Genomic DNA, 24939 nt, shown 5'->3' on the forward strand with positions numbered 1-24939 from the left:
TCGGTGCCTTTGCCTGGAAAGACCGGACGGGAAATGTCGAAATCTGTATTTGTGACTGTGCCAGAGCATGTTGCCATCATCATGGACGGCAATGGCCGTTGGGCCAAGCAGCGCGGCTTGCCGCGCACGATGGGCCATCGGAAGGGCGTCGAGGCGGTCCGCGAAACAGTGCGTGCCGCCGGTGCCGTCGGCATAAAATATCTCACCCTCTTTGCCTTCTCCTCGGAGAACTGGCGCCGGCCCGAAGCCGAGGTTTCCGATCTGCTCGGTCTGCTCAAGGCTTTCATCCGTCGCGACCTGGCCGAGCTTCATCGCCAGAATGTGCGGATCAAGGTGATCGGCGACCGCCACAGCCTGCGCAGTGATATTCTCGGCCTGCTGCTCGAGGCGGAGGAGACCACCAAGGACAATACGGCGCTGACGCTGGTCATCGCCTTCAACTACGGCTCACGCGATGAAATCTCCCGCGCCGTGGTGAGCCTGGCGAAGGACGTCGAGGACGGCCGCCTGAGGGCGCAGGACATCACGCCGTCGCTGATCAACGCCCGTCTCGACACGGCCGGCATCCCCGATCCGGATCTCATCATCCGCACCAGCGGTGAGGAACGGCTTTCGAACTTCCTGCTCTGGCAGGCCGCCTATTCGGAATTCATCTTCGTCCCGGAATATTGGCCCGATTTCAGCCCCGAGATTTTCCGCTTGGCGCTCGAAAAATTCGCCTCCCGCGACCGGCGCTTCGGCGGCCTGTCATCGCAGGCGGCCGCGGTCGGCACCTGATGCAGCAGGAACTGAAACTGCGCATTGTTTCAGGACTGATTCTCGCGGTCATCGTTCTTGTCGCCACCTGGTATGGCGGCCTTGCCTTTCGTATTCTGGCCACCGTAATCGGCCTGCTGATCTATTATGAATGGTCGAAAATAACAGGCGTTGCGCGTGACTGGGTTGCCAATGTGGTCGGCTGGATCGGCGAGGCGGCGATCGCTGTCCTCGTGCTTATCGGCAATTTCGAATTCGCCGCCGGCATGCTGGCCGGCGTCACCGCCGTCGGCATAGCCCTGATCATCCTGCACGGCACGAGCCGCTGGTTGCCGGCGGGCCTCTTTTATGCCGGCGCTACCGGTCTGGCGCTCGCCGCGATCAGAGGCGATGACCAGCCGGGCCTCTACGCCATGTTTTTCATCTTTGCCGTGGTCTGGGCGACCGATATCCTCGCCTATTTCGTCGGCAGGGCGCTTGGGGGACCGAAGCTTGCCCCGTCGATCTCGCCGGGAAAGACATGGTCGGGCGCAATCGGCGGCGCCGTTTCTGCGGTCGCAGCCGGTGTCCTTCTCGCCCATTTCCTCTTTCCGGGCACCGAAATCCTCGCCGCCGGCTTGGCGTTCGTTCTGTCCGCTTGCAGCCAGTCTGGCGATCTTTTCGAATCCTTCATCAAGCGAAAATTCGGGGTCAAGGATTCAAGCCGTCTCATTCCCGGCCATGGCGGCGTTATGGATCGCGTCGACGGACTGATTTTCGCCTGTTTTGCAGCGTCCTTGCTTGCGGGACTATTTTCCCTGATAAAGGGGACAGGAATGATATCGCTCGGGGCAGCATTGTTCGGCCTCTGATGACGGGAAGGAACTGATGGACGTGATGACCGGCTTATACGCATTTGTGATGGGGAATATCGTCACCTTCATCCTGGTGCTCTCGCTGCTCGTCTTCGTGCATGAGATGGGCCATTACCTTGTCGGACGTTGGAGCGGCATCCGCATCCTTGCCTTTTCGGTCGGCTTCGGCCCCGAGATTTTCGGTTTCACCGACCGCCACGGAACGCGCTGGAAGATCTCGGTGATCCCGCTCGGCGGCTACGTCCGTTTCTTCGGCGACGAGGATGCCTCGAGCAAACCGGACAGCGACAGGCTCGCCGCCATGTCGGAGGAGGACAGGGCGCGTTCCTTTGCCGGAGCCAAGTTATGGAAACGTGCCGCGACCGTCGCCGCCGGCCCGATCGCCAATTTTCTGCTGGCGATTGCCATCTTCACCGTTCTTTTCAGCGTCTATGGCCGCATGATCGCCGATCCTGTCGTCGCCGAGGTCAAGCCGGAGACCTCTGCCGCCGCCGCCGGCATCCTTCCGGGCGATCTGCTGGTTGCCATCGATGGCGGCAAGGTCGAGACCTTCGACGATGTGCGCCGTTATGTCGGCATGCGCCCAGGCCAGAAGATTGTCGTGACGATCGAACGCGGCGGCCAGAAGCTCGATGTGCCGATGGTGCCGCAGCGCGTAGACACGACCGACCAGTTCGGCAACAAGATGGAAGTTGGCCAGATCGGCATCGTGACCGACAAGGATGCCGGAAATTTCCGCCTGCAGACCTATTCGCCGCTCCAGGCGTTGCGCGAAGGGGTGATCGCGACAGGAGAAATCGTCACCGGCACCTTCAAATATATCGGCAATGTCTTCAATGGTTCGATGCGGGCCGATCAGCTGGGCGGTCCGATCCGCGTGGCGCAGGCTTCCGGCCAGATGGCGAAGCTCGGTGTCGGGGCAGTGTTGCAGCTTGCTGCGGCACTGTCAGTTTCGATAGGATTGCTTAACCTGATGCCCGTTCCGGTACTTGATGGCGGCCACCTGATGTTCTATGCGGTGGAGGCGGTGCGGGGCAAACCCCTGGGCTCCAAGACCCAGGAAATTGCATTTCGCATCGGTTTGGCAATGATACTGACATTGATGGTTTTCACGACCTGGAACGACATCAGTCTGAGCGCAGGGTAAACGCGCAAGGGCAAGGGAATTACTATTTATTTACGATGTTTCAAGGCTGTAGTGGCGAATGGGTCACGCTTGGAAATGAAGTAAACAGAAATTAACGACCTCCCTTGCTTGTATGTCAAAAGCGGGTAAAACGACACACGTGACCGGAATCGGGTTCTCCCGGGGACGGGGACGAGGGAAAAAAGGTAATAGGTGAAATGAAGGCTGGTTCAAAGTTTTTGAACGCAGTATCGGCGGTTGCGCTGTCTGCTAGTGTTGTTGCTTCGGGCGCAGGTGCTTTGACGTTCGTTTCCGCTACCGCCGCCGAGGCCGCGGTCATCCAGCGCATCGATGTGCGCGGCGCGAGCCGCGTCGGCGCGGAAGCTGTCCGGTCGAACCTCACCATCGCCCCCGGCAAGAGCTTTTCGAACACCGATATCGATAACTCCGTCAAACAGCTTTACGGCACGGGCTACTTCTCCGACGTCAAGATTTCGGTTTCGGGAAGCACGCTGGTCGTCAACGTTCAGGAAGCCCAGCTCGTCAATCAGGTCGTCTTCAACGGCAACCGCAAGATCAAGGACGACAAGCTCGCGACGATCGTCCAGACCCATGCAGCCGGTCCTTATAGCGACACGCAGATCCAGGCCGACATCCAGGCGATCAAGGAGGCCTATGCCGCGACCGGCCGCAGCGAAGTCGAAGTGACGACGCAGGTGGTGCCGCTCGGCGAAGGTCGCGTCAATCTCGCCTTCGTCATCAATGAGGGCGATCGCACCAAGATCGATTCGATCAATTTCGTCGGCAACAATGCCTACAGCGCCGGCCGTCTGGCTGCTGTCATCAATACCAAGCGTTCGAACTTCCTTTCGTTCCTGACCCGCAAGGACGTCTATAACGAAGACAAGCTCCACGCCGACGAAGAAGCGCTGCGGCAGTTCTATTACAATCGCGGCTATGCCGATATGCGCATCGTCTCTTCCGATGCGAGCTTCGACGAGGCGACCAACAAGTACACGCTCACCTTCAACATCGAGGAAGGTCAGCGCTACGACTTCGGGCCAGTCACCGTTCAGTCGACCGTCGAAGGCGTCGGCTCCGATCAGTTGCTGCCGCTCGTGCGCACAAAGGAAGGCCAGGTCTACAGCGCCAAAGAGGTGCAGAAGTCGATCGAGGCGATTTCCGATCAGGTGGCGTCAGCCGGTTATCCCTTTGCGCGCGTTACGCCGCGCGGTAACCGCGACCTCAACAACAATACGATCGGCGTCGAATATCTGGTCGACCAGGGCGAACGTGCCTATGTCGAGCGCATCGAGATCCGTGGCAACAGCCGCACGCGCGACTACGTCATCCGGCGCGAATTCGATATGAGTGAAGGCGATGCCTTCAATCAGCAGATGATCACCAAGGCCAAGCGCCGCCTCGAAGCGCTCGGCTACTTCTCTTCCGTCAACATCTCCACCCAGCCGGGCAGCTCTCCGGATCGCGTCGTGGTGGTCGTCGACGTGCAGGATCAGTCGACCGGTTCGTTCGGTATCGGCGCGGGTTATGCCGCCGGCGGCGACGGCCTGCTGCTCGAAGCCTCGATCGAAGAAAAGAACTTCCTCGGCCGCGGCCAATACATCCGTATCTCGGCCGGTGGCGGTCAGGAAGGCTCGCGCGCCTATGGCGTCAGCTTCACCGAACCCTATTTCCTCGGCTATCGTCTGGCGGCGGGCTTCGACGTCAACCGCAGCGAAACGTCGAGCAATGACAACTACGATTACGAGGAAACCAGCGTCGTCCTGCGTGTCACCGCGCCGATCACCGAGGATCTGGCGACGACCTTCCGTTATAACTACAAGCAGATGAAGTATGACGCTGACAACAGCGATCTTTCCGATCTGTCTGCTCCGTATCAGCACCTCGTCGAGGACAGCCCGTGGACGCGGTCGTCCGTATCGCAGACGCTGACCTACAACACACTCGACGACACGGTTCTGCCGCGCGAAGGCATCTACGCAACGGCGACGCATGAAATTGCCGGTCTCGGCGGCGACTCGCAGTTCTATAAGATCTACGGCAAGGCCCGTTACTACCATTTGCTTGCTGATGACGCCGATATCATCGGCTCGGTTTCGGCCTCGGCTGGTCATGTCGTCGGCTTTGGTGAGCACCTGAATGTCTTCGACCAGTTCACGCTGACCAATGGCGACATTCGCGGTTTCGAGAACAAGGGCATCGGCCCACGCGTTGCCGGCAACAACGACGATCCGCTCGGCGGTACGACTTATTTCACGGCATCGGCCGAAGCGAGCTTCCCGATGCCCGGCTTCCCGCGTGACTTCAACTTGCGCGGCGCGGTCTTTGCCGACGCTGGTACGCTGTTCGGCAACGATGTTGACCTGAGGGGCGACGGCATCGACGGCGAAGACGCCTCCCTGCGCGCCTCCGTCGGTGTTGGTGTCGTCTGGCAGTCTCCTTTCGGTGCATTGCGTCTGGATTACGCAATCCCGGTCCTCAAGGAAGACTTCGACAAGACGCAAAACTTCAAGTTTGGCATCAACAACCAATTCTGATATCGGCAGTCCGGAACTGTAAGACTCAATTCCGTTCTGGAGCATTGCCGATGGAGCAAAACTTTTTTTTTCTGCCCCATGAAGGTCTGAGGCTCGCTGAGCTTGCAGAGTTTCTTGGGGCGGAACTCGCCGATGCCGACCATGCCGATGTTATCGTCAGGTCCGTCGCTCCCATTAGCCGGGCGCGGGCGGGCGATGTCTGCTATATCCTCTCGCGCCGCAACCGCGAGGAGTTTGCGACATGCGAGGCCTCGGCAGTGATCTGCGACAAAGCGCTTGCCGATCTCGTTCCTCCGCAGTTGCCGGTTATCTTCTCATCCAATCCGCATGCTGCCTTCGCGATGGCGGGCGGCCTGTTCTACCCCGCAGCATTGCGTCCAGTCGCTATTCCGGATGAGAGCGAGATTGCTCCGAGCGCCGTCATCGATCCGACCGCCAAACTCGAAAAGGGCGTCATCGTCGAACCCCTTGCCGTTATCGGTGCGCATGCCGAGATCGGGGAGGGCACGCGTATCGGCGCGAACAGCGTCATTGGCCCGAAGGTCAAGATCGGCCGGGATTGTTCAATTGCGGCTGGAGCGAGCATTCTTTGTGCGCTGATCGGCAATCGGGTGATCATCCACAACGGAGTTCGGATCGGCCAGGATGGTTTTGGTTATGCACCGGGCCCAGGCGGCATGATCAAGATCGTTCAGATCGGCCGGGTGATCATCCAGGACAATGTTGAGATCGGCGCCAACACGACCGTCGACCGCGGTGCTATGGACGACACGGTGATCGGCGAGGGGACCAAGATCGACAATCAGGTCCAGATCGGCCACAACGTCCAGATCGGCCGCCATTGCGCCATCGTTTCGCAGGTTGGCATCGCCGGCAGCACGAAGATCGGCAATGGTGTTCAGATCGGCGGCCAGGTCGGCATCAAGGGGCATGTGACGATCGGTGACGGCGTGCAGATCGCCGCCAAAAGCGGTATCATGACCGATCTTGCCGCCGGCGGGCAATATGGCGGTATACCTGCACGTCCGCTAAAAGACTATCTGAGAGAGGCCGCGCAGCAGGTTTCGAAGAGCAAGCTGCGCGGAAGGAACCCTGGAGGCAAGCAAAATGACTGAGGAAGCCACGACGACGCTTTCTTCGGCTGACATCACTGAGATCATGAAGCTGCTGCCGCATCGTTATCCGTTCCTCATGGTCGACAAGATCATTGAGATCGACGGCGACAATTCGGCGATCGGCATCAAGAACGTCACCGTGAACGAGCCGCACTTTACCGGTCATTTTCCGGAAGCGCCGATCATGCCCGGGGTTTTGCTGATCGAGGGGATGGCCCAGACGGCGGGCGCGATCTGTGCCAAGAAGGAAGGCCAGACCGGCAACCTCGTCTATTTCATGACCATCGAAAATGCGCGCTTCCGCAAGCCTGTCGTGCCCGGCGATCGTGTCGAATTTCACGTCAAGAAGCAAAAGCAGCGCGGCAATATCTGGAAATTCCATTGCGACGCCAAGGTTGACGGCGCGCTTGTCGCCGAGGCCGATATCGGCGCGATGATCGTTCGTAAGGATCAGGCATGAGCAATATCGCCGAAAGCGCTCGTATTCATCCGATGGCAGTCGTCGAAGACGGGGCTGTTATCGGTGAGGGCGTCAAGATCGGTCCTTTCTGCCATGTTGGACCGCATGTCGTGCTGCATGCCAATGTCGAGCTCCTGGCCCATGCGGTCGTCACCGGCCGCACCGTGATCGGCAAGGGCACGCGCATCTTTCCGATGGCGGTCATCGGCGGCGATCCGCAAAGCGTCCATCACGGCGGCGAGGAGACGACACTGACGGTCGGCGCCAATTGCACGATCCGTGAAGGTGTGACGATGAACACCGGCACCTCCGATTTCGGCGGCCAGACGATCGTCGGCGACAACAATCTTTTCCTTGCCAATTCCCACGTCGCGCATGACTGCCGGGTCGGTAATCATGTCATCATGTCGAACAACGTCATGCTCGCCGGCCATGTCGTTATCGAGGATCGGGTTATCCTTGGCGGCGGATCGGCTGTTCACCAGTTCACCCGCGTCGGCCGTCAGGCTTTCGTCGGCGGTCTGTCGGCGGTGAGTTATGACGTCATCCCCTATGGCATGCTGAACGGCAATCCCGGACTGCTCGGCGGTCTCAACGTCGTCGGCATGACGCGCGCCGGGATCGACCGCGCCGTCATCCACAGGGTGCGCCGCGCCTATAAGGCGATTTTCGAGGGAGCGGCCTCGGTCCGGGAAAACGCCGCTGCGATCCGCGACGAATATGCCGATTGCGAGCAGGTGGTGCATATCCTCGATTTCATCGCCGCCGAGAGCGACCGCGCCCTGTCCTCGCCGACCCGGGGGCAGAAGGGCTAGTCCGTGGCTTTATCAGGCGACACCGCTGCGGGCCGGCTGGCGATCATCGCCGGCGGCGGTCTTCTGCCTTCCTATGTCGCCGAAGCGGCGCGCGCAGCCGGCGAAAATCCCGTCATCGTCGCGTTGAGGGACGAGAGCGATCGGCGCTGGGAGGGATATGATCATGCCGTCATCGGCATCGGAGATTTCGCCGCCCTCGATGCACTGCTCAACCGTTATGGCATCGGCCGTGTGGTGATGTCGGGAAGCGTGCGCCGCCGGCCGGAATGGCGCGAGGTGCGCCCGACCTTCCGGATCCTGATGAAGGTCCCCGCCGCCATTCGCACGCTGCTGTCCGGCGGCGACGATACGGTTCTGCAAATGGTGATCCGGTTGATCGAGGGGAACGGTCGGCGCGTCGTCGGCGCCCATGAGATCGCCCCGGACCTGCTTGCCACTGTTGGTCCGCTTGGCGGGGTCGCACCCGGCGAGGAAGACCGCCGCGATATCAGCCGCGCCGCCGAAGCCGCCGATATGCTCGGCCGGCTGGATGTCGGGCAGGGTGCCGTCAGCATCGGCGGGCGCGTCGTCGCGCTGGAGGGTCTTGAGGGCACCGACGAGATGCTGGATCGTGTCGCTGGCCTCAGAGCTGCCGGCCGCGTCTCGCCACGCCGCCGCGGCGTGCTCGTCAAGCTCTGCAAGCCGCAGCAGGATGTTCGCGCTGACCTGCCGGCGATCGGCGTCTCCACAATCCAGAATGCAAAAAAAGCCGGTCTTGGCGGCATCGCTGTCGAGGCTGGCCGTTCGCTGGTGCTCGATCGCGGCGCCGTCATCAAGGCAGCCGATGAGGCAGGACTCTTCGTCTGCGGCGTCGATCGCGGCCTGCCGGCATGGGGGTTCGAATGAACGGCGCGCCGCTGAAGATCGCCGTCATTGCCGGAGAGGTGTCGGGTGATCTGCTCGGGGCCGATCTCATCGCCGCGCTGAAGCGGATACATGGCGGGCCGGTCGAGCTTGTCGGCGTCGGCGGCGAGGGGCTGCAGGCGGAAGGCTTGAGATCCCTGTTCGATTTTTCCGAATTGTCGATCATGGGCATCACCCAGGTGCTGAGCCGGCTGCCAAAGCTGCTTGGCCTGATCCGCCGAACCGCGGCTGAGATCGCCGCCGCAAGGCCGGACATTCTTCTCATCATCGACAGTCCGGATTTCACCCATCGCGTCGCCAAGCGCGTGCGCACCGCGCTGCCCGATCTGCCGGTCGTCAATTATGTCTGTCCGAGCGTCTGGGCCTGGAAGGAATATCGCGCCACGCGCATGCTTGCCTATGTCGATCATGTGCTCGCCATCCTCCCCTTCGAGCCGGCAGTGATGCGCGCGCTCGGCGGTCCCGAGACCACCTATGTCGGCCATCGCCTGGTCGCCGACCCGGCGTTGCTGGAAACCCGGCGGCTGCGCGCCGGCAGACAGCCCGGTAACGGCCCGATCCTCCTTCTTCCCGGCTCACGTTCCTCCGAGATCAAGAAGCTGCTGCCTTATTTCGAGCTCGCAACAAGCGAACTCGTCGCTCGCAACGGTCCGATGCGTTTCATTCTGCCCACGGTGACACATAAGGAGGCGCTTGTCCGCGCGATGACCGCGGGGTGGGCGGTAAAGCCGGAGATCGTCGTCGGCGCGGAAGCGAAATGGAAGGCCTTTGCCGAGGCCGATGCAGCCATGGCGGCGTCCGGAACAGTTATTCTTGAACTTGCGCTTGCCGATGTCCCGGTCGTCTCCGCGTATAAGGTCGACTGGATCATGCGCATGCTGACATCGAGCATCAAGACCTGGACGGGCGCGCTGCCGAACCTGATCGCCGATTACTCGGTCGTGCCGGAATATCTGAACGACATCGTTCGCGGCGCAAGCCTTGCACGCTGGATAGAGCGGCTGTCGGCCGACACTTACCAGCTCAAGGCGATGATGGAAGGGTATGAGCTGATTTGGCAGCGCATGCAGACGGAGAAGCCGCCTGGCGAGCACGCCGCCGAAATCCTTCTCGACGTGCTGAACAAGAAAAAACCCGGCCATTTCTGACCGGGTTTCTTTTTGGGTCCTGAGGCGATCAGCGCTTCGAAACCGGGATATAATCGCGTTTCGGTTCGCCGACATAGAGCTGGCGCGGACGGCCGATGCGCTGTTCCGGATCCTCGATCATCTCGTTCCACTGTGCGATCCAGCCGACCGTACGAGCGAGAGCGAAGAGCACGGTGAACATGGTGGTGGGGAAGCCCAGCGCCTTCAGCGTGATGCCGGAATAGAAGTCGATGTTCGGATAGAGCTTCTTTTCGATGAAATATTCATCGGTGAGCGCGATGCGCTCCAGCTCCATCGCCACTTCGAGCAACGGATCGTCCTTGATGCCGAGTTCGCCGAGCACTTCATGCGTCGTCTTCTGCATGATCTTGGCGCGCGGATCGTAATTCTTGTAGACGCGATGACCGAAGCCCATCAGGCGGAACGGATCGTTCTTGTCCTTGGCGCGGGCGATATATTCCGGAATGTGGTCGACCGTGCCGATCTCGTTCAGCATGTTGAGCGCTGCTTCGTTGGCGCCGCCATGCGCGGGGCCCCAGAGGCAGGCAATGCCGGCGGCGATGCAGGCGAAGGGGTTGGCGCCCGACGAACCGGCGAGACGGACCGTAGAGGTCGAGGCGTTCTGCTCATGATCGGCGTGCAGGATGAAGATGCGGTCCATCGCGCGTGCAAGCACCGGATTGACCACGTATTCCTCGCAGGGAACGGCAAAGCACATGCGCAGGAAGTTCGACGCATAGTCCAGATCGTTCTTCGGGTAAACGAAGGGCTGTCCGATATGGTACTTGTAAGCCATGGCGGCAAGCGTCGGCATCTTGGCGATCATGCGCAGGCTTGCGACCATGCGCTGGTGCGGATCGGTGATGTCGGTCGAGTCGTGATAGAAGGCCGACAGCGCGCCGACGCAGCCGCACATGACGGCCATTGGATGCGCATCGCGGCGGAAGCCGGTGAAGAAGCGGGTCATCTGCTCGTGCACCATGGTGTGGTGCGTGACGCGATAGTCGAAATCCTTCTTCTGCGCAGCGGTTGGCAGTTCGCCGTAGAGTAGGAGATAGCAGACCTCGAGAAAGTCGCCATGCTCGGCGAGCTGCTCAATCGGATAGCCGCGGTGCAGCAGAACACCTTCGTCGCCGTCGATATAGGTGATTTTCGATTCACAGGATGCGGTCGAGGTGAAGCCCGGATCGTAGGTGAAGGAAGCGGTGTTCTTGTAGAGGGCACCAATATCAATGACGCTCGGGCCGATGGTGCCGCTTTTAACGGCAAGGTCGACTGATTTATCACCGATTTTTATTGTAGCGCTTTGATCCGTCATGCTGTCCTCCGAAATGTCGGTGGCGCCACAAAAGCGCCATAGGGGTTAAGCGTCCTCACCGATAGCTATATGATCGTGACGCTAATGCCAAGTTACCGTGACGGCATTTTGTGCATTGCGGCATCACCTTTTAGGCACTGCAGCGATGAGCCGCACGCATAGCGGAAGCCGATGATTCGACTGACCTTTTGCCGCTAACGATTTTCCCTCATATTTCAATCGATTATTCTTGCCGGATTTGCTCCGGAGTTGCATTGTTGCTGAGCGGGGTTGGGGCGGTGCATGCAGGAAATGACGACAGTCGAATTGCGGCCGCAAGTGGGCGTCGACCTTGCCGGTCCCGCGTCTCTTCCTGCGCCTGCCGCGGGAACGCGGCCGACAACGACGCAGTCCATGATGCCATTGCGCCGACGGCTGATGGCCGCCATCGCAAAATCGTTTCGTGCCGGCGGCCGGATGCTGAGCGAGGAGGCGGACTACGACCGCCTGCTCTTGTTCTCGCCGGTTTTTCTCGGCGCCGGCGCGGCCTTCTGGTTTCTCGCACCAACCGATATTCCATTCCTTCCCTCACTGCTCGGCCTGATGGTGTTGACGGTCGCGGTTCTCGTCGCCGGCCGCGGCCGGCCGGTTTTGCGGGCGACGTTTCTGGCGCTTGCCCTTGTGGTCTGCGGCATGCTCTGCGCGCAGTTCGAGAGGTGGCGGGCTTCGACTGTCATCCTCGATTCATCCGTAACGACGACTGTGACCGGCCGCGTCGAGCGGCGCGAAGGCGACGATCGCGGTCGGTGGCGCTATATTCTTGCCGTCACCGGCACCGAGGAGCCGGCGGTCAAGCGGCCGCCGAAGCGCATAACCGTGATCGCCCGCGGCGCCGATGCGCCATTCGAAATCGGGGACATAATCACCGGCAGGGCACGGCTGACGCCGCCGGCGGGTCCGGCGCTGCCCGAGCTCAACGACTTTTCCTTCGGTGCCTATTTCGACGGCATCGGCGCGAACGGCTTCTTCTACGGGGCCCCGACGAAGGTCGATTCGCAGGCGGAGCCGCAAGAGGCGAGGCGGGCTACCGATGCTCTTCTCGAATGGCTCTATCGGCTGCGCAGCGGCATCGGCGACCGCATACGCTCGATCCTGCCCGGCGACACGGGCGCTTTTGCCGCCGCTCTCGTCACGGACGAGCGTCGCGCCATTTCAAACGAGACGACGGATGCACTGCGCCAATCCGGTCTTGCCCATATCATCGCAATATCAGGTCTCAACATGGCGCTGTCGGCCGGCATCTTCTTCGTCGGCTTCCGGATGCTGCTCAGTCTCTTTCCCGGCATCGCCCAGGCCTATCCGACCAAAAAGTTCGCCGCCGCCGGCGCGCTCATCGCCGTCACGGCCTATTTTCTGATCTCGGGCTTCGCGGTCTCGGCAGAACGCGCCTTCATCATGATGGCCATCATGCTCATTGCCGTCTTCTTCGACCGGCCTTCGATCAGCCTTCGCAATGTCGCTCTTTCCGCGCTTGTTATCATCGCGCTTGCTCCCTCCGAGGTCCTCGGGCCAAGCTTTCAAATGTCCTTTGCCGCGACCTTGGCGCTGGTATCGGGTTATCAGCTATGGAAGGACCGGCGTGTCCGCGAAAACGCCGTCCTGAAAATGCCGGCCCTGCGGCCGGTGGTTGCCGTCGGACGCTTCTTCGGCGGTGTTTTCCTGACCTCGTTGATCGGTGGCTTTTCCACGGCGCTGTTTTCGATCGAGCACTTTCATCGCCTGACGGCCTACGGCCTCCCGGCAAACCTCGCGACGATGCCGATGATCTCCTTCATTGTCATGCCGGCCGGGTTGTTCGCGATGCTGCTTATGCCTTTCGGCCTGGATGCACTGCCTTGGAAAGTGGTCGGATTCGGCCTCGATCTGGTGATCGCGGTGGCAAGGACGATATCCGGCTGGGGCGGGGATATCGGCATCGGTCGCTTGCCCGGCTGGTATTTCGCCGTGGCCGTGGCGGGCTTCCTGCTGATGACGCTCATGCGGACGCGGCTGCGCCATGTCGGCACCGCCATCATGGCAGTCTCGACGCTCGCTTTCCTGGTTCTGCCGGCTCGCCGGCCGCCGGATCTGGTGATTTCCGAGGATGGCGGTCTGGTCGCGATCGTCAAGGCGTCGGCAATGGCTTCCAATCGTGAAAGGCCGCCGGATTTCATCTTCGACCAGTGGCAAAGGGCACTGGTTCTGCCCACTCATGACCCGCCGAAAATGCTGGATGGCCCTGCTGTTCCCGAGGGAGACGATCGCCGCCTCAGGCTTTCGGCCGGTCAGCAGAACGAAGCGAGGCTCGCAATGCGGACTGCCGCAGCGGGGGGTACCGCGGAGCGTTTTTCCTGCGTCAAGAAAGCCTGGTGCGTAGCGAAGCTCGCCAACGGTCATGTCGTGACCGTCATCGAGAACGCCGCCTATCTCGGACCGGCCTGCGATGCCGGCGATATTGTCATCACGCCGGTGCGCCTGCGCTCGGCCAGCTGCCGCTCGGGCGCGACGCTGTTTACCGGCGAGACGCTGCGCCGGACCGGTTCGGTCGAACTGCGCATCACCGCCGGCGGCCCGGAGGTGGCGACCGCCTTCAATGCCCTATCGCGGCCATGGATGCGCCATCGCGCCTATGATTGGCGCAACGACAGTTTTACGGATTCTGGTCTGTCCGGTATCAGTGATAGCGGCGGATGAGGCCGATGAGCTTGCCCTGCACCTTGACGCGGTCGGGCCCGAAGATGCGGGTCTCGTAGGCGGGGTTGGCGGCCTCCAGCGCGATCGAGGCGCCCTTGCGGCGGAAACGCTTCAGCGTTGCTTCCTCGTCGTCGACAAGGGCAACGACGATATCGCCGGGACTTGCCGTGCTGCCGTTGCGAATGATCACGGTATCGCCGTCGAAGATGCCGGCCTCGATCATCGAGTCGCCCTTGACTTCAAGCGCATAGTGCTCACCGGAGCCGAGCATATCGGCGGGAACGACGATGTCGTGCGTGTTGTTCTGGATCGCCGAGATCGGAACGCCGGCAGCGATTCGTCCCATGACCGGTACGGAAACAGAGTTGCCGTTGTCGGCAACCGGTTTAGCGGCAGCGGGCGCTGCGGTCGGCTGGGGCTTGCCGAGGCTGCCCTCGATGACGCTCGGCGAAAAACCGCGGCGCGGCTGAAGACTGGGACTATAGGCCTCCGGAAGCTTGATCACTTCAAGCGCCCGGGCGCGGTTCGGTAGGCGGCGAATGAAGCCACGTTCCTCGAGCGCCGTGATCAGGCGGTGAATGCCGGATTTCGAGGCGAGATCAAGAGCATCCTTCATTTCGTCGAAGGAGGGAGGAACGCCGGATTCCTTCATGCGCTCATGAATGAAAAGGAGAAGCTCCTGTTGTTTGCGCGTGAGCATCGACGTCAGACCCCGTGATTGAAACAAATCCAGAACAGACCCTATATGTTCCATATGTGTTCCGCAAGTAGCTAAATTTCCGTAAAACTTCACGCCAACTCGTCGCGATTTTTATTTTCATTCGCCGGATTGGCGCCATGTCTTGCATTCAGGGAGGTGCTGTCGCACATCTCCTGTCGTTTCTGGGAGAGGAACCGATGAACGAGCATCTCGCCAAGCCGCACCCGCTGGATCACGTCGTTCTGCCCGTCGTCAATATCGATCTGGCGCGCGAGAGGCTCGGCAAGCTTGGCTTCACCGTAGCCGCCGATGCGCGCCATCCCTTTGGAACGGAAAACGCCTGCGTCTTCCTTGCCGACAAAACTTATCTGGAGCCGCTCGGCGTCGCGAGTATCGAGGAGAGCGACGCATCGGCGCTGAAAGGCAATGTCTTCACCGCCCGCAACCAAGCCTTTCGCTTTCGTTGCGGCGAGGAGGGGCTTTCGGCAATCGTTTTCGCCACCGAAGATGCTGCCCGCGATCATAGGAAATTCGCCAGTAGGGGATCGAGCGCCGGCGAGATGCTGGAGTTCAGCCGGCCGATGAAGATGCCGGATGGTTCCGAGAGCGTCGGCAGCTTCAGATTGGCCTTTGCGAGCGATCTGCGTGCGCCTGATTTCTTCCTCTTCACCTGTCAGCGCATCAACCCGCTCCCGGCCGACCGTGGTGCGCTGGAGAAACATGCCAATGGCGTCACCGGCATTGCCGAGGTGGCGCTTTGCGCGCCGGAACCGGCCGCATTCGGCGCCTTCGTCAGCCTCGCCGCGGCGCAATCGGCAATCGAGAAAACAGGCTTCGGCGTCAAGATCGCAGCATCGAATGCGAGAATCAGCCTGATGACGCCGGAAGGGTTGGAGGCCTATTTCGAGATAGCCGTCTCGGCCGCCGAGCGCGGCCTGCGCGGCCGGGCAATCCTCTTCAATGTCGCCGATCTTGCCGTGACAGAAGCGCATTTGGCTGCTAACGGGGTGACGTATACGCGCAAGAACAATCGCATTCTGGTGAAGCCCGCGCCCGGCCAGGGCACGCTCTTCGCCTTCGAGGAACCACGATGAGCTCCAATACGAATTCCGAAGTCAAGATCGGCGAAGGCGACGGCCAGGTCATCTTTTCCAATACCACCCGTCTGTCGCTGATCGCCGGGCCTTGCCAGATGGAGAGCCGGGATCACGCCTTCATGGTCGCCGGTACGCTGAAAGAGCTTTGCGCTAAGCTCGGCATCGGCCTCGTCTACAAGAGTTCCTTCGACAAGGCGAACCGCACCTCGCTCTCGGCCGAACGCGGAATCGGCCTTGAAAAGGGCATGGAGATCTTCGCCGACCTGAAGAAGGAATTCGGCCTTCCTGTCCTGACCGACGTCCACACGGCTGAGCAGTGCGCCGAGGTGGCAAAAGTGGTCGATGTCCTGCAGATCCCTGCCTTCCTTTGCCGCCAGACCGACCTTCTCATCGCCGCCGCCAGGACCGGGCGCGTCGTCAATGTCAAGAAGGGACAGTTCCTGGCGCCCTGGGACATGAAGAACGTTTTGAAGAAGCTGAATGCCAGCGGCAATCCGAATGTACTGCTGTGCGAGCGCGGCGCCTCCTTCGGCTACAATACGCTGGTCTCCGACATGCGCTCGCTGCCGATCATGGCGGCGATGGGCGCGCCTGTCATCTTCGATGCCACCCATTCCGTCGCCCAGCCGGGCGGGCAGGGCGACTCCTCCGGTGGCCAGCGCGAATTTGTCGAGACGCTGGCGCGCGCGGCGGTGGCGACGGGAATTGCCGGCGTCTTCCTCGAAACCCATCAGGACCCCGACAACGCACCGTCCGATGGCCCGAACATGGTCTATCTCAAGGACATGCCGCGATTGCTTGAGAAATTGCTTGCCTTCGACGCAATCGCCAAGGCTTGACGTTCAACAGGCTGACATGATCGTGGTTTAGGCCACGATGGAGCGCCCGTTCCAAGGCTGGAAATTGCCGCATTGTAATTTGCACGCCTTCGATTATGACAGGCTTCGAACGACTTATCACCCACTGAGCAGGAAGAACCCATGACTGCAATCACCGATATCATCGCCCGCGAGATTCTCGATAGCCGTGGCAACCCCACCGTCGAAGTCGACGTCTATCTCGAAGACGGCAGCATGGGCCGCGCGGCCGTTCCCTCGGGCGCCTCGACCGGCGCGCATGAGGCGGTCGAACTGCGCGACGGCGGCAAGCGCTATCTCGGCAAGGGCGTCGAAAAGGCGGTCGAGGCCGCCAACACTGAAATCTTCGACGCGATCGGCGGTATCGATGCCGAAAACCAGATCCAGATCGACAACATCATGATCGAACTCGACGGCACGCCGAACAAGTCGCGCCTCGGCGCCAACGCCATTCTCGGCGTTTCGCTCGCCGTCGCCAAGGCTGCCGCCCAGGCCTCCGGCCTGCCGCTCTACCGTTATGTCGGCGGTGCTTCCGCGAGCCTCCTGCCGGTACCGATGATGAACATCATCAACGGCGGCGCTCATGCTGACAATCCGATAGATTTCCAGGAATTCATGATCCTGCCGGTTGGCGCTGATACGATCGCCGAAGCCGTGCGCATGGGTTCGGAAGTCTTCCACACGCTCCGCAAGGAACTTGCGGCCCAGGGCCATAACACCAATGTCGGCGACGAAGGTGGTTTTGCGCCGGGCCTGAAGAGCGCTTCGGAAGCCCTCGACTTTATCGTCAAATCGGTCGAGAAAGCCGGCTACAAGCCGGGCGAGGACATCTACCTCGGCCTCGACTGCGCCTCGACGGAATTCTTCAAGGACGGCAAATACGTTCTCGAAGGTGAAGGCCGCACGCTCGAATCGGGCGCCATGGCCGAATATCTGGCCGAACTCACCGCCAAGTATCCGATCATCTCGATCGAGGACGGCATGGCCGAAGACGACTGGGACGGCTGGAAGACGCTGACCGATCTGATCGGCAAGACGACCCAGCTGGTCGGCGATGATCTCTTCGTCACCAACTCCGCCCGTCTTCGCGACGGCATCCGCATGGGCGTTGCCAACTCGATCCTCGTCAAGGTCAACCAGATCGGCTCGCTGACGGAAACGCTCGACGCCGTGAACACGGCGCACAAGGCTGCCTACACGGCAGTCATGTCGCACCGCTCCGGTGAAACGGAAGATTCGACGATCGCCGATCTCGCGGTCGCCACTAACTGCGGCCAGATCAAGACCGGCTCGCTCTCGCGTTCCGACCGTCTTGCCAAGTACAATCAGCTGATCCGCATCGAAGAAGGCCTCGGCCCCCAGGCCCAGTATGCCGGCCGCTCGATCATCAAAGGCTGATCGGTCTGATCTTGAGTGAATTGACCCGCGCCTTGCCGGCGCGGGTTTTTTGTTGCTTCATTTTACGGTCAACGAACGGTTAATCTCTGCGCGCTAGATTGGACGAATTGGTAATGCGTTCAAGAGCATGCGTGTATGTGGACAAAGCATCATAAGAAGAGAAAGCTCGGCCGCTTCGTCATTCCGGCTATGACGGTCGCCTTCCTTTCCTATTTCGGTTATCATTGCATTCATGGCGATTACGGCCTGCGTGCGACGGAGACGTTCGAGCGTCAGCGTGTCGCGCGCGAGAAAGAGCTTGCGGTGTTGAAGGCGAAGCGCGAACATCTGGAAAGTCAGGTGGCGTTGCTCAGCGACGGCTCGCTTGACAAGGATATGTTGGACGAAAAGGCGCGGTATCAGCTGAATATGTCGCGCGCGGACGAGATCGTCGTTTTCAACCATTATTCCAATTAACTGGAATTCGGTTAATTGATATTTCTACTGTATTACCAATGACTTAGCGCTGAATACGAGCCATGCAATTATGGCATTGCTGTGGTCATATTTCTTCCCTATGGTACGCGCCACCGAGAAACGACAAACCCATAGGGAGGGTTGAATGGCGCCGCGAAAGACCGCGACCGTTTCCAGCCGCAAAACTGCAGCAAAACCAGCAGCCAAAGCATCGAACGGAGGCCCGGTAGCCGACTTCGATCGGGATGAGGAACTCAAGGCCTATCGCGAGATGCTGTTGATCCGCCGCTTCGAGGAGAAGGCCGGTCAGCTTTACGGCATGGGCTTCATCGGCGGCTTTTGCCACCTCTACATCGGTCAAGAAGCTGTCGTCGTCGGCATGCAGATGGCGCAGAAGGAAGGCGACCAGGTCATCACCGCCTATCGTGACCACGGCCACATGCTGGCAACCGGCATGGAAGCGCGCGGCGTCATGGCGGAACTGACCGGGCGTCGCAGCGGCTATTCCCACGGGAAGGGCGGCTCGATGCACATGTTCTCGAAGGAGAAGCATTTCTACGGCGGTCACGGCATCGTCGGCGCCCAGGTTTCGCTCGGGACTGGTCTTGCTTTTGCAAATCGCTACCGCGGCAACGGCAATGTCGCCGTCGCCTATTTCGGCGATGGTGCGGCCAACCAGGGCCAGGTCTATGAGAGCTTCAACATGGCGGCCCTCTGGAAGCTGCCGATCGTCTACATCGTCGAGAACAACCGATACGCCATGGGCACGTCGACCGCCCGCGCCACCGCGCAGTCGAACTACTCGCTGCGCGGGTCCGGCTTCGGCATTCCCGGCATTCAGGTCGATGGTATGGACGTTCGCGCCGTCAAGGCGGCGGCCGACGAAGCGCTCGAGCATTGCCGCTCCGGCAAGGGCCCGATCATCCTGGAAATGCTGACCTATCGTTATCGTGGCCACTCCATGTCCGATCCGGCGAAATATCGCACGAAGGAAGAAGTGCAGAAGATGCGCTCCGAGCAGGACCCGATCGAGCAGGTAAAGGCGCGCCTCATCGAAAAGGGTTGGGCTTCCGAAGACGATCTGAAGGCGATCGACAAGGATGTCCGCGACATCGTCGCCGACAGCGCCGACTTCGCCCAGGCCGATCCGGAGCCGGATGCATCCGAGCTCTATACCGACATTCTGCTCTAATCGGGGAGGGAACCCATGCCTATCGATATCCTCATGCCCGCCCTCTCTCCGACGATGGAAGAAGGCACGCTGTCCAAATGGCTGAAGCAGGAAGGTGACAAGGTCACCTCAGGCGACGTGATCGCCGAAATCGAGACCGACAAGGCGACGATGGAAGTCGAAGCCGTCGACGAAGGTGTCATCGGCAAGTTGCTGGTCGATGCCGGAACCGAAGGCGTCAAGGTCAACACGAAGATCGCCGTGCTGCTGCAGGACGGCGAATCCGCTTCGGATCTCTCCGCCGCCAAGCCTGCCGCCGCGCCAGCCCCCGCGGTTGCTCAGGAAGAGAAGCCGACGAATAGCGGTTCAGCCTCAGCGCCGCTTCCGGCCGAGCCGAAGGCCGTCGTTCCGAACGACCCGGAAATTCCGGCCGGCACGGAAATGGTGTCGACCACCGTGCGCGAAGCGCTGCGTGACGCCATGGCCGAAGAAATGCGCGCCAATGACGACGTCTTCGTCATGGGCGAGGAAGTGGCCGAATATCAGGGCGCCTACAAGGTCACCCAGGGCCTGCTGCAGGAATTCGGCGCCCGCCGCGTCATCGATACCCCGATCACCGAGCACGGTTTTGCCGGCGTCGGCGTCGGTGCGGCAATGGCGGGCCTTCGCCCGATCGTCGAATTCATGACCTTCAACTTCGCCATGCAGGCGATCGACCACATCATCAACTCTGCCGCCAAGACGCTTTACATGTCCGGCGGCCAGATGGGCGCTCCGATCGTGTTCCGCGGCCCGAACGGCGCGGCGGCTCGCGTCGGTGCCCAGCACAGCCAGGACTATGCCGCCTGGTACAGTGCCATCCCCGGCCTGAAGGTCGTCATGCCCTACACGGCTTCCGACGCAAAGGGCCTGCTGAAGGCCGCGATCCGCGATCCGAACCCGGTCATCTTCCTCGAAAACGAAATTCTCTACGGCCAGCACTTCGACGTGCCGAAGCTCGATAATTTCGTCCTGCCGATCGGCAAGGCCCGCATCCATCGGCCAGGCAAGGACGTCACGGTCGTCTCCTTCGGCATCGGCATGACCTATGCGACGAAGGCGGCCGCTGAACTCGAACAGCTCGGCATCGACGTCGAATTGATCGACCTTCGCACCATCCGCCCGATGGATCTTCCGACGGTCATCGAATCCGTCAAGAAGACCGGCCGCCTCGTCACCGTCGAGGAAGGTTATCCGCAGTCGTCGGTCGGCACCGAAATTGCCACCCGCGTCATGCAGCAGGCTTTCGACTATCTCGATGCGCCGATCCTGACTATTGCGGGCAAGGACGTGCCGATGCCCTACGCCGCCAATCTCGAAAAGCTCGCCCTTCCGAATGTCGGCGAAGTCGTCGATGCGGTGAAGGCTGTCTGCTACAAATAAGGGGAGGGTATTTCGATGCCGATCAATATCACGATGCCCGCCCTCTCTCCGACGATGGAAGAAGGCAATCTGGCCAAGTGGCTGGTCAAGGAGGGTGACACGGTCAAGTCTGGCGATGTGATCGCCGAGATCGAGACCGACAAGGCGACGATGGAAGTCGAAGCCGTCGATGAAGGCACGGTCGCCAAGCTGGTCGTTCCGGCCGGCACCGAGGGCGTCAAGGTGAACGCGCTGATCGCGGTTCTTGCCGCCGACGGCGAGGATGTCGCCGCTGCCGCAAGCGGCGCAGGCTCTGCCGCTCCGGCGCCCAAGGCTGAGGCTGCTCCGGCACCGAAGGCCGAGGCTGCACCGGTCGCGCCGGCGGCTGCACCGGCACCTGCCGCTGCACCCGCGGCGGTTTCGTCGGACGGCAATCGCACCTTCTCCTCGCCGCTTGCGCGCCGTCTCGCCAAGGAAGCCGGTATCGACCTTTCGGCGGTCGCCGGCTCCGGCCCGCATGGCCGTATCGTCAAAAGCGACATCGAAGCCGCCGTTGCCGGCGGTGGCGCCAAGCCGGCTGCCGCACCGGCCGCCGCTGCCGCTGCGCCGCAGGCCGCGGCTCCGGCTGCAGCGCCGAAGGCTGCTTCGGATGACGCCGTGCTCAAGCTTTTCGAACCAGGCTCCTACGAGCTCGTGCCGCATGACGGCATGCGCAAGACGATCGCCCGGCGCCTGGTCGAATCCAAGCAGACGATCCCGCATTTCTACGTCAGCGTCGATTGCGAACTCGACGCGCTGATGGCTCTGCGTGCCCAGTTGAACGATGCGGCTCCGCGCAAGGACAACGCTCCGGCCTACAAGCTCTCGGTCAACGACATGGTCATCAAAGCCATGGCGCTGGCGCTGCGCGATGTTCCGGATGCCAACGTGTCATGGACCGACAGCAATATGGTCAAGCACAAGCACGCCGATGTCGGCGTCGCCGTCTCGATCCCCGGCGGCCTGATCACGCCGATCATCCGCAAGGCCGAGGAAAAGACGCTGTCGACCATCTCCAACGAGATGCGCGACCTCGGCAAGCGGGCCAAGGACCGCAAGCTGAAGCCCGAGGAATATCAGGGCGGCACCAGCTCGGTCTCGAACATGGGCATGATGGGGGTGAAGAATTTCGCTGCCGTCGTCAACCCGCCGCATGCGACGATCCTCGCGGTCGGCGCCGGAGAACAGCGGGTCGTCGTCAAGAACGGCGAAATGGCGATCGCCACAGTCATGAGCGTGACGCTCTCGACCGACCATCGCTGCGTCGACGGTGCGCTCGGCGCCGAGCTGCTGCAGGCCTTCAAGGGCTACATCGAAAATCCGATGGGCATGCTTGTCTGATAGCGAAGCGGAGGCGGAAATGACCAAAACCGTTCTTTGCTATGGTGACTCGCTGACCTGGGGTTATGACGCCGAGACGATCGGCCGTCATGAGTACAAGAACCGCTGGCCAAGCGTGCTTCAGGCAGCGCTCGGCAGCGAGGCGCGCGTCATCGCCGAGGGTTTGAACGGTCGCACGACCGCTTTCGACGACCACCTTGCCGATTGCGATCGTAACGGCGCCCGGATCCTGCCGACGATCCTGCAGACGCATGCGCCGCTCGACCTCGTCATCCTGCTGCTCGGCACCAACGACATGAAACCGGTTGTCGCAGGTTCGGCCTTTGCCGCCTGCCAGGGCATCAGCCGGCTCGTACGGCTGATCCGCAATCATGCCTGGCCCTTCGAATTCGACGGGCCGGAGATCCTGATCGTGGCGCCGCCGGCGATCTGCGCGACGGGCAACGTCCCCTTCGCCGCATCCTTTCCTGGCGGCATAGAGGAATCGGCAAAGCTCGCAACGCTTTATCGCGATCTTGCCGATGAACTCGGCTGTGGCTTCTTCGACGGCAATTCCGTCGCCAAGACCACGCCGATCGACGGCATTCACCTTGATGCCGACAACACGCGTTCGCTCGGACGCGGGCTGGAATCGATCGTGCGGATGATGTTGGGAATCTGAGAATGACCGCCTTCATAGCCCTGCGGCAGGCCTCACGGCGGGATGCCTCGGAGCTGGCGATTCTGGCGGACATTGCCTCGCATGGCTTTGCCTCCTGGCTCTGGTTCGCTGACGTGGCGAACGGCGTGAGCGACACGCCGCTGGAGCGGGGCAGGCTGAAGATGAGCGAGGAGGGAGCAGTCGGCGGCTGGCGGGATGCTGTCGTCGCCGAAGCCTATGGCGAGGTCGCAGGTGTCGCGATCGGCCATGCGCTGGACGAAGGCATCGGCGATATCGAGGCGAGCATTCCGGCGACCGAACCGATGCTCGCCCTGCAGAAAACGGTTGTAGGAAGCTGGTTCATCGGCAGTCTCGGCGTCTACAGCCACCTGCGCGGCATCGGCATCGGGGGCAGACTGCTGGAGGATCAGATCGAAAGGGCCGATCGCCGGCCCGTCAGTCTCATTACCGCAAGTGATAACGAAGCGGCTTTGTCGCTTTATGGAAGAAACGGATTCGTGGAGGCTGCGCGCGCCGATGCCGTGCCGCTCTTCGACAACAGCAAAAGACACGCGTGGGTGCTCATGACCCGCGGGGCAGCGTAACAAAGGCAGGAAACACATGGCTGAATCCTACGACGTCATCATCATCGGCTCCGGCCCCGGCGGCTATGTCGCCGCCATCCGCGCCAGTCAGCTCGGGCTCAAGACGGCAATCGTCGAGCGCGAACATATGGGCGGCATCTGCCTGAACTGGGGCTGCATCCCCACCAAGGCGCTGCTGCGCTCTGCCGAGGTGCTCGACCACGCCAATCACTTCAAGGATTACGGCCTGGTTCTTGACGGCACCGTCAAGCCGGATGCCAAGGCCGTCGTCGGCCGCTCGCGCGCCGTTTCCGCCCGCCTCAACGCCGGCGTCGGCTTCCTGATGAAGAAGAACAAGATCGACATCATCTGGGGCGAAGCAACGTTCACCAAGCCCGGTGAGATCGTCGTCGGCAAATCGTCGAAGCCCGTCGTCGAGCCGCAGCACCCGCTGCCGAAAAACGTCAAGAGTGAGGGCACCTATACTGCCAAGCACATCATCATCGCCACCGGCGCCCGTCCGCGTGCGCTGCCCGGCATCGAGCCTGATGGCAAGCTGATCTGGACCTATTTCGAGGCGCTGAAGCCGGATGCACTGCCGAAGTCGCTGATCGTCATGGGCTCGGGCGCAATCGGCATCGAATTCGCAAGCTTCTACCGCTCGATGGGCGTCGACGTCACCGTCGTCGAAGTCATGCCGACCATCATGCCGGTCGAGGATGCCGAAATCACCGCTATCGCCCGCAAGCAGCTGGAAAAGCGCGGCCTCAAGATCTTTACCAGCGCCAAGGTCACGAAGGTCGAGAAGGGCGCCGGCAGCATCACCGCGCATGTCGAGACTTCTGATGGCAAGGTGCAGCAGATTACCGCCGACCGGATGATTTCGGCCGTCGGCGTTCAGGGCAACATCGAGAACCTCGGTCTCGAAGCGCTCGGCGTCAAGACCGACCGCGGCTGCGTCGTCGCCGACGGTTACGGTAAGACCAATGTCGCCGGCGTCTATGCGATCGGCGATGTCGCCGGCCCGCCGATGCTCGCCCACAAGGCCGAGCACGAAGGTGTGGTCTGCGTCGAAAAGATCGCCGGGCTGCCGAACGTTCATCCCACCGACAAGGGCAAGGTTCCCGGCTGCACCTATTGTAATCCGCAGGTCGCTTCCGTCGGTCTCACCGAAGCCAAGGCCAAGGAGTTGGGCCGCGACATCCGCGTCGGCCGCTTCTCTTTCGCGGCGAACGGCAAGGCGATCGCGCTCGGCGAAGATCAGGGCATGGTGAAGGTGATCTTCGACAAGAAGACCGGCGAGCTGCTCGGCGCCCACATGGTCGGCGCCGAAGTCACCGAGCTCATCCAGGGCTTCGTCGTCGCGATGAACCTCGAAACAACGGAGGAAGAGCTGATGCACACGATCTTCCCGCATCCGACCGTCTCGGAAACGATGAAGGAAGCGGTGCTCGATGCCTATGGCCGGGTGCTGAACGCTTGATAATTTC

22 protein-coding genes are annotated in these 24939 nt (G+C 61.3%); 20 read left to right on the top strand and 2 right to left on the bottom strand.

The genetic code is table 11. From position 1 onward, the window contains the following. Positions 1–33 precede the first annotated feature (33 nt). The 9 genes from J0663_RS18985 to lpxB all read left to right on the top strand — a co-directional run bounded on the left by J0663_RS18985 (position 34) and on the right by lpxB (position 9735). On the top strand, positions 34–777 hold the full coding sequence (locus J0663_RS18985; RefSeq protein WP_207241921.1) for an isoprenyl transferase: 744 nt from the start codon (positions 34–36) through the stop codon (positions 775–777). Further along, positions 777–1607, top strand: a complete 831-nt coding sequence (locus J0663_RS18990; protein WP_207241922.1) for a phosphatidate cytidylyltransferase — start codon at positions 777–779, stop codon at positions 1605–1607. Before J0663_RS18985 ends, J0663_RS18990 begins: the two co-directional genes overlap by 1 nt. 16 nt (positions 1608–1623) lie before the next feature. Beyond that, positions 1624–2757: an RIP metalloprotease RseP gene (rseP, locus tag J0663_RS18995; protein WP_207241923.1), complete on the top strand. Its 1134-nt coding sequence runs from the start codon at positions 1624–1626 to the stop codon at positions 2755–2757. A 197-nt stretch (positions 2758–2954) separates the two neighbouring features. Then, positions 2955–5294 carry an outer membrane protein assembly factor BamA gene (bamA, locus tag J0663_RS19000; protein WP_207241924.1) on the top strand — a complete coding sequence of 780 codons (2340 nt, stop codon included), beginning with the start codon at positions 2955–2957 and terminating at the stop codon, positions 5292–5294. A 50-nt stretch (positions 5295–5344) separates the two neighbouring features. Beyond that, a complete protein-coding gene (gene lpxD / locus J0663_RS19005; protein ID WP_207241925.1) occupies positions 5345–6409 on the top strand; it encodes a UDP-3-O-(3-hydroxymyristoyl)glucosamine N-acyltransferase in 1065 nt (354 codons plus the stop codon). Further along, a complete protein-coding gene (fabZ, locus tag J0663_RS19010) occupies positions 6402–6869 on the top strand; it encodes a 3-hydroxyacyl-ACP dehydratase FabZ (RefSeq protein WP_207241926.1) in 468 nt (155 codons plus the stop codon). The genes lpxD and fabZ overlap by 8 nt, the downstream gene beginning before the upstream one ends. After that, complete coding sequence (gene lpxA / locus J0663_RS19015) at positions 6866–7684, top strand: acyl-ACP--UDP-N-acetylglucosamine O-acyltransferase (protein ID WP_207241927.1); 819 nt, start codon at positions 6866–6868, stop codon at positions 7682–7684. The genes fabZ and lpxA overlap by 4 nt, the downstream gene beginning before the upstream one ends. A 3-nt stretch (positions 7685–7687) precedes the next feature. Next, a complete protein-coding gene (locus tag J0663_RS19020) occupies positions 7688–8569 on the top strand; it encodes an LpxI family protein (RefSeq protein WP_207241928.1) in 882 nt (293 codons plus the stop codon). Then, the gene (gene lpxB / locus J0663_RS19025; protein ID WP_207241929.1) at positions 8566–9735 is read left to right on the top strand and encodes a lipid-A-disaccharide synthase; all 1170 of its coding nucleotides are present in this window, start codon (positions 8566–8568) and stop codon (positions 9733–9735) included. Before J0663_RS19020 ends, lpxB begins: the two co-directional genes overlap by 4 nt. Before the next feature lie 28 nt (positions 9736–9763). Here the strand turns inward: lpxB and gltA are convergent, their stop codons facing one another. Next, entirely contained in the window at positions 9764–11053 is a 1290-nt protein-coding gene (gltA, locus tag J0663_RS19030) for a citrate synthase (protein WP_207241930.1), read from the bottom strand. A 282-nt stretch (positions 11054–11335) separates the two neighbouring features. Between gltA and J0663_RS19035 the strand changes: the two genes are divergently transcribed. Next, on the top strand, positions 11336–13765 hold the full coding sequence (locus J0663_RS19035) for a ComEC/Rec2 family competence protein (protein WP_207241931.1): 2430 nt from the start codon (positions 11336–11338) through the stop codon (positions 13763–13765). On the opposite strand, the gene lexA is transcribed toward J0663_RS19035, so the two are convergent. Next, positions 13746–14465 (bottom strand): transcriptional repressor LexA, encoded by a 720-nt coding sequence (gene lexA / locus J0663_RS19040; RefSeq protein ID WP_207241932.1) that lies wholly within the window; start codon positions 14463–14465, stop codon positions 13746–13748. The genes J0663_RS19035 and lexA overlap by 20 nt on opposite strands. A gap of 197 nt (positions 14466–14662) precedes the next feature. Here lexA and J0663_RS19045 point away from each other — a divergent pair, with 197 nt between their 5' ends. The 10 genes from J0663_RS19045 (at position 14663) to lpdA (ending at position 24932) form a co-directional block, all read left to right on the top strand. Then, entirely contained in the window at positions 14663–15559 is an 897-nt protein-coding gene (locus tag J0663_RS19045) for a VOC family protein (protein ID WP_207241933.1), read from the top strand. Continuing rightward, positions 15556–16401, top strand: a complete 846-nt coding sequence (gene kdsA / locus J0663_RS19050) for a 3-deoxy-8-phosphooctulonate synthase (protein ID WP_207241934.1) — start codon at positions 15556–15558, stop codon at positions 16399–16401. Before J0663_RS19045 ends, kdsA begins: the two co-directional genes overlap by 4 nt. Positions 16402–16542: 141 nt before the next feature. Continuing rightward, positions 16543–17817 carry a phosphopyruvate hydratase gene (eno, locus tag J0663_RS19055; RefSeq protein ID WP_207241935.1) on the top strand — a complete coding sequence of 425 codons (1275 nt, stop codon included), beginning with the start codon at positions 16543–16545 and terminating at the stop codon, positions 17815–17817. 135 nt (positions 17818–17952) lie between these two features. After that, positions 17953–18273, top strand: coding sequence for an FtsB family cell division protein (locus tag J0663_RS19060; protein ID WP_207241936.1), 321 nt, complete (start codon positions 17953–17955; stop codon positions 18271–18273). Between the two features lie 145 nt (positions 18274–18418). After that, positions 18419–19465 (top strand): pyruvate dehydrogenase (acetyl-transferring) E1 component subunit alpha, encoded by a 1047-nt coding sequence (pdhA, locus tag J0663_RS19065; protein WP_207241937.1) that lies wholly within the window; start codon positions 18419–18421, stop codon positions 19463–19465. 15 nt (positions 19466–19480) lie between these two features. Next, positions 19481–20866: a pyruvate dehydrogenase complex E1 component subunit beta gene (locus J0663_RS19070; RefSeq protein WP_207241938.1), complete on the top strand. Its 1386-nt coding sequence runs from the start codon at positions 19481–19483 to the stop codon at positions 20864–20866. Positions 20867–20881: 15 nt separating this feature from the next. Next, complete coding sequence (locus tag J0663_RS19075) at positions 20882–22225, top strand: pyruvate dehydrogenase complex dihydrolipoamide acetyltransferase (protein ID WP_207241939.1); 1344 nt, start codon at positions 20882–20884, stop codon at positions 22223–22225. Between the two features lie 19 nt (positions 22226–22244). After that, positions 22245–22886 (top strand): SGNH/GDSL hydrolase family protein, encoded by a 642-nt coding sequence (locus J0663_RS19080; protein ID WP_207241940.1) that lies wholly within the window; start codon positions 22245–22247, stop codon positions 22884–22886. Between the two features lie 2 nt (positions 22887–22888). After that, complete coding sequence (locus tag J0663_RS19085; protein ID WP_207241941.1) at positions 22889–23470, top strand: GNAT family N-acetyltransferase; 582 nt, start codon at positions 22889–22891, stop codon at positions 23468–23470. Positions 23471–23486: 16 nt separating this feature from the next. After that, positions 23487–24932, top strand: coding sequence for a dihydrolipoyl dehydrogenase (lpdA, locus tag J0663_RS19090; protein ID WP_207241942.1), 1446 nt, complete (start codon positions 23487–23489; stop codon positions 24930–24932). Positions 24933–24939: the final 7 nt, after the last annotated feature.

Source organism: Rhizobium lentis (genome assembly GCF_017352135.1).
In the GTDB taxonomy this organism is placed as follows: domain Bacteria; phylum Pseudomonadota; class Alphaproteobacteria; order Rhizobiales; family Rhizobiaceae; genus Rhizobium; species Rhizobium lentis.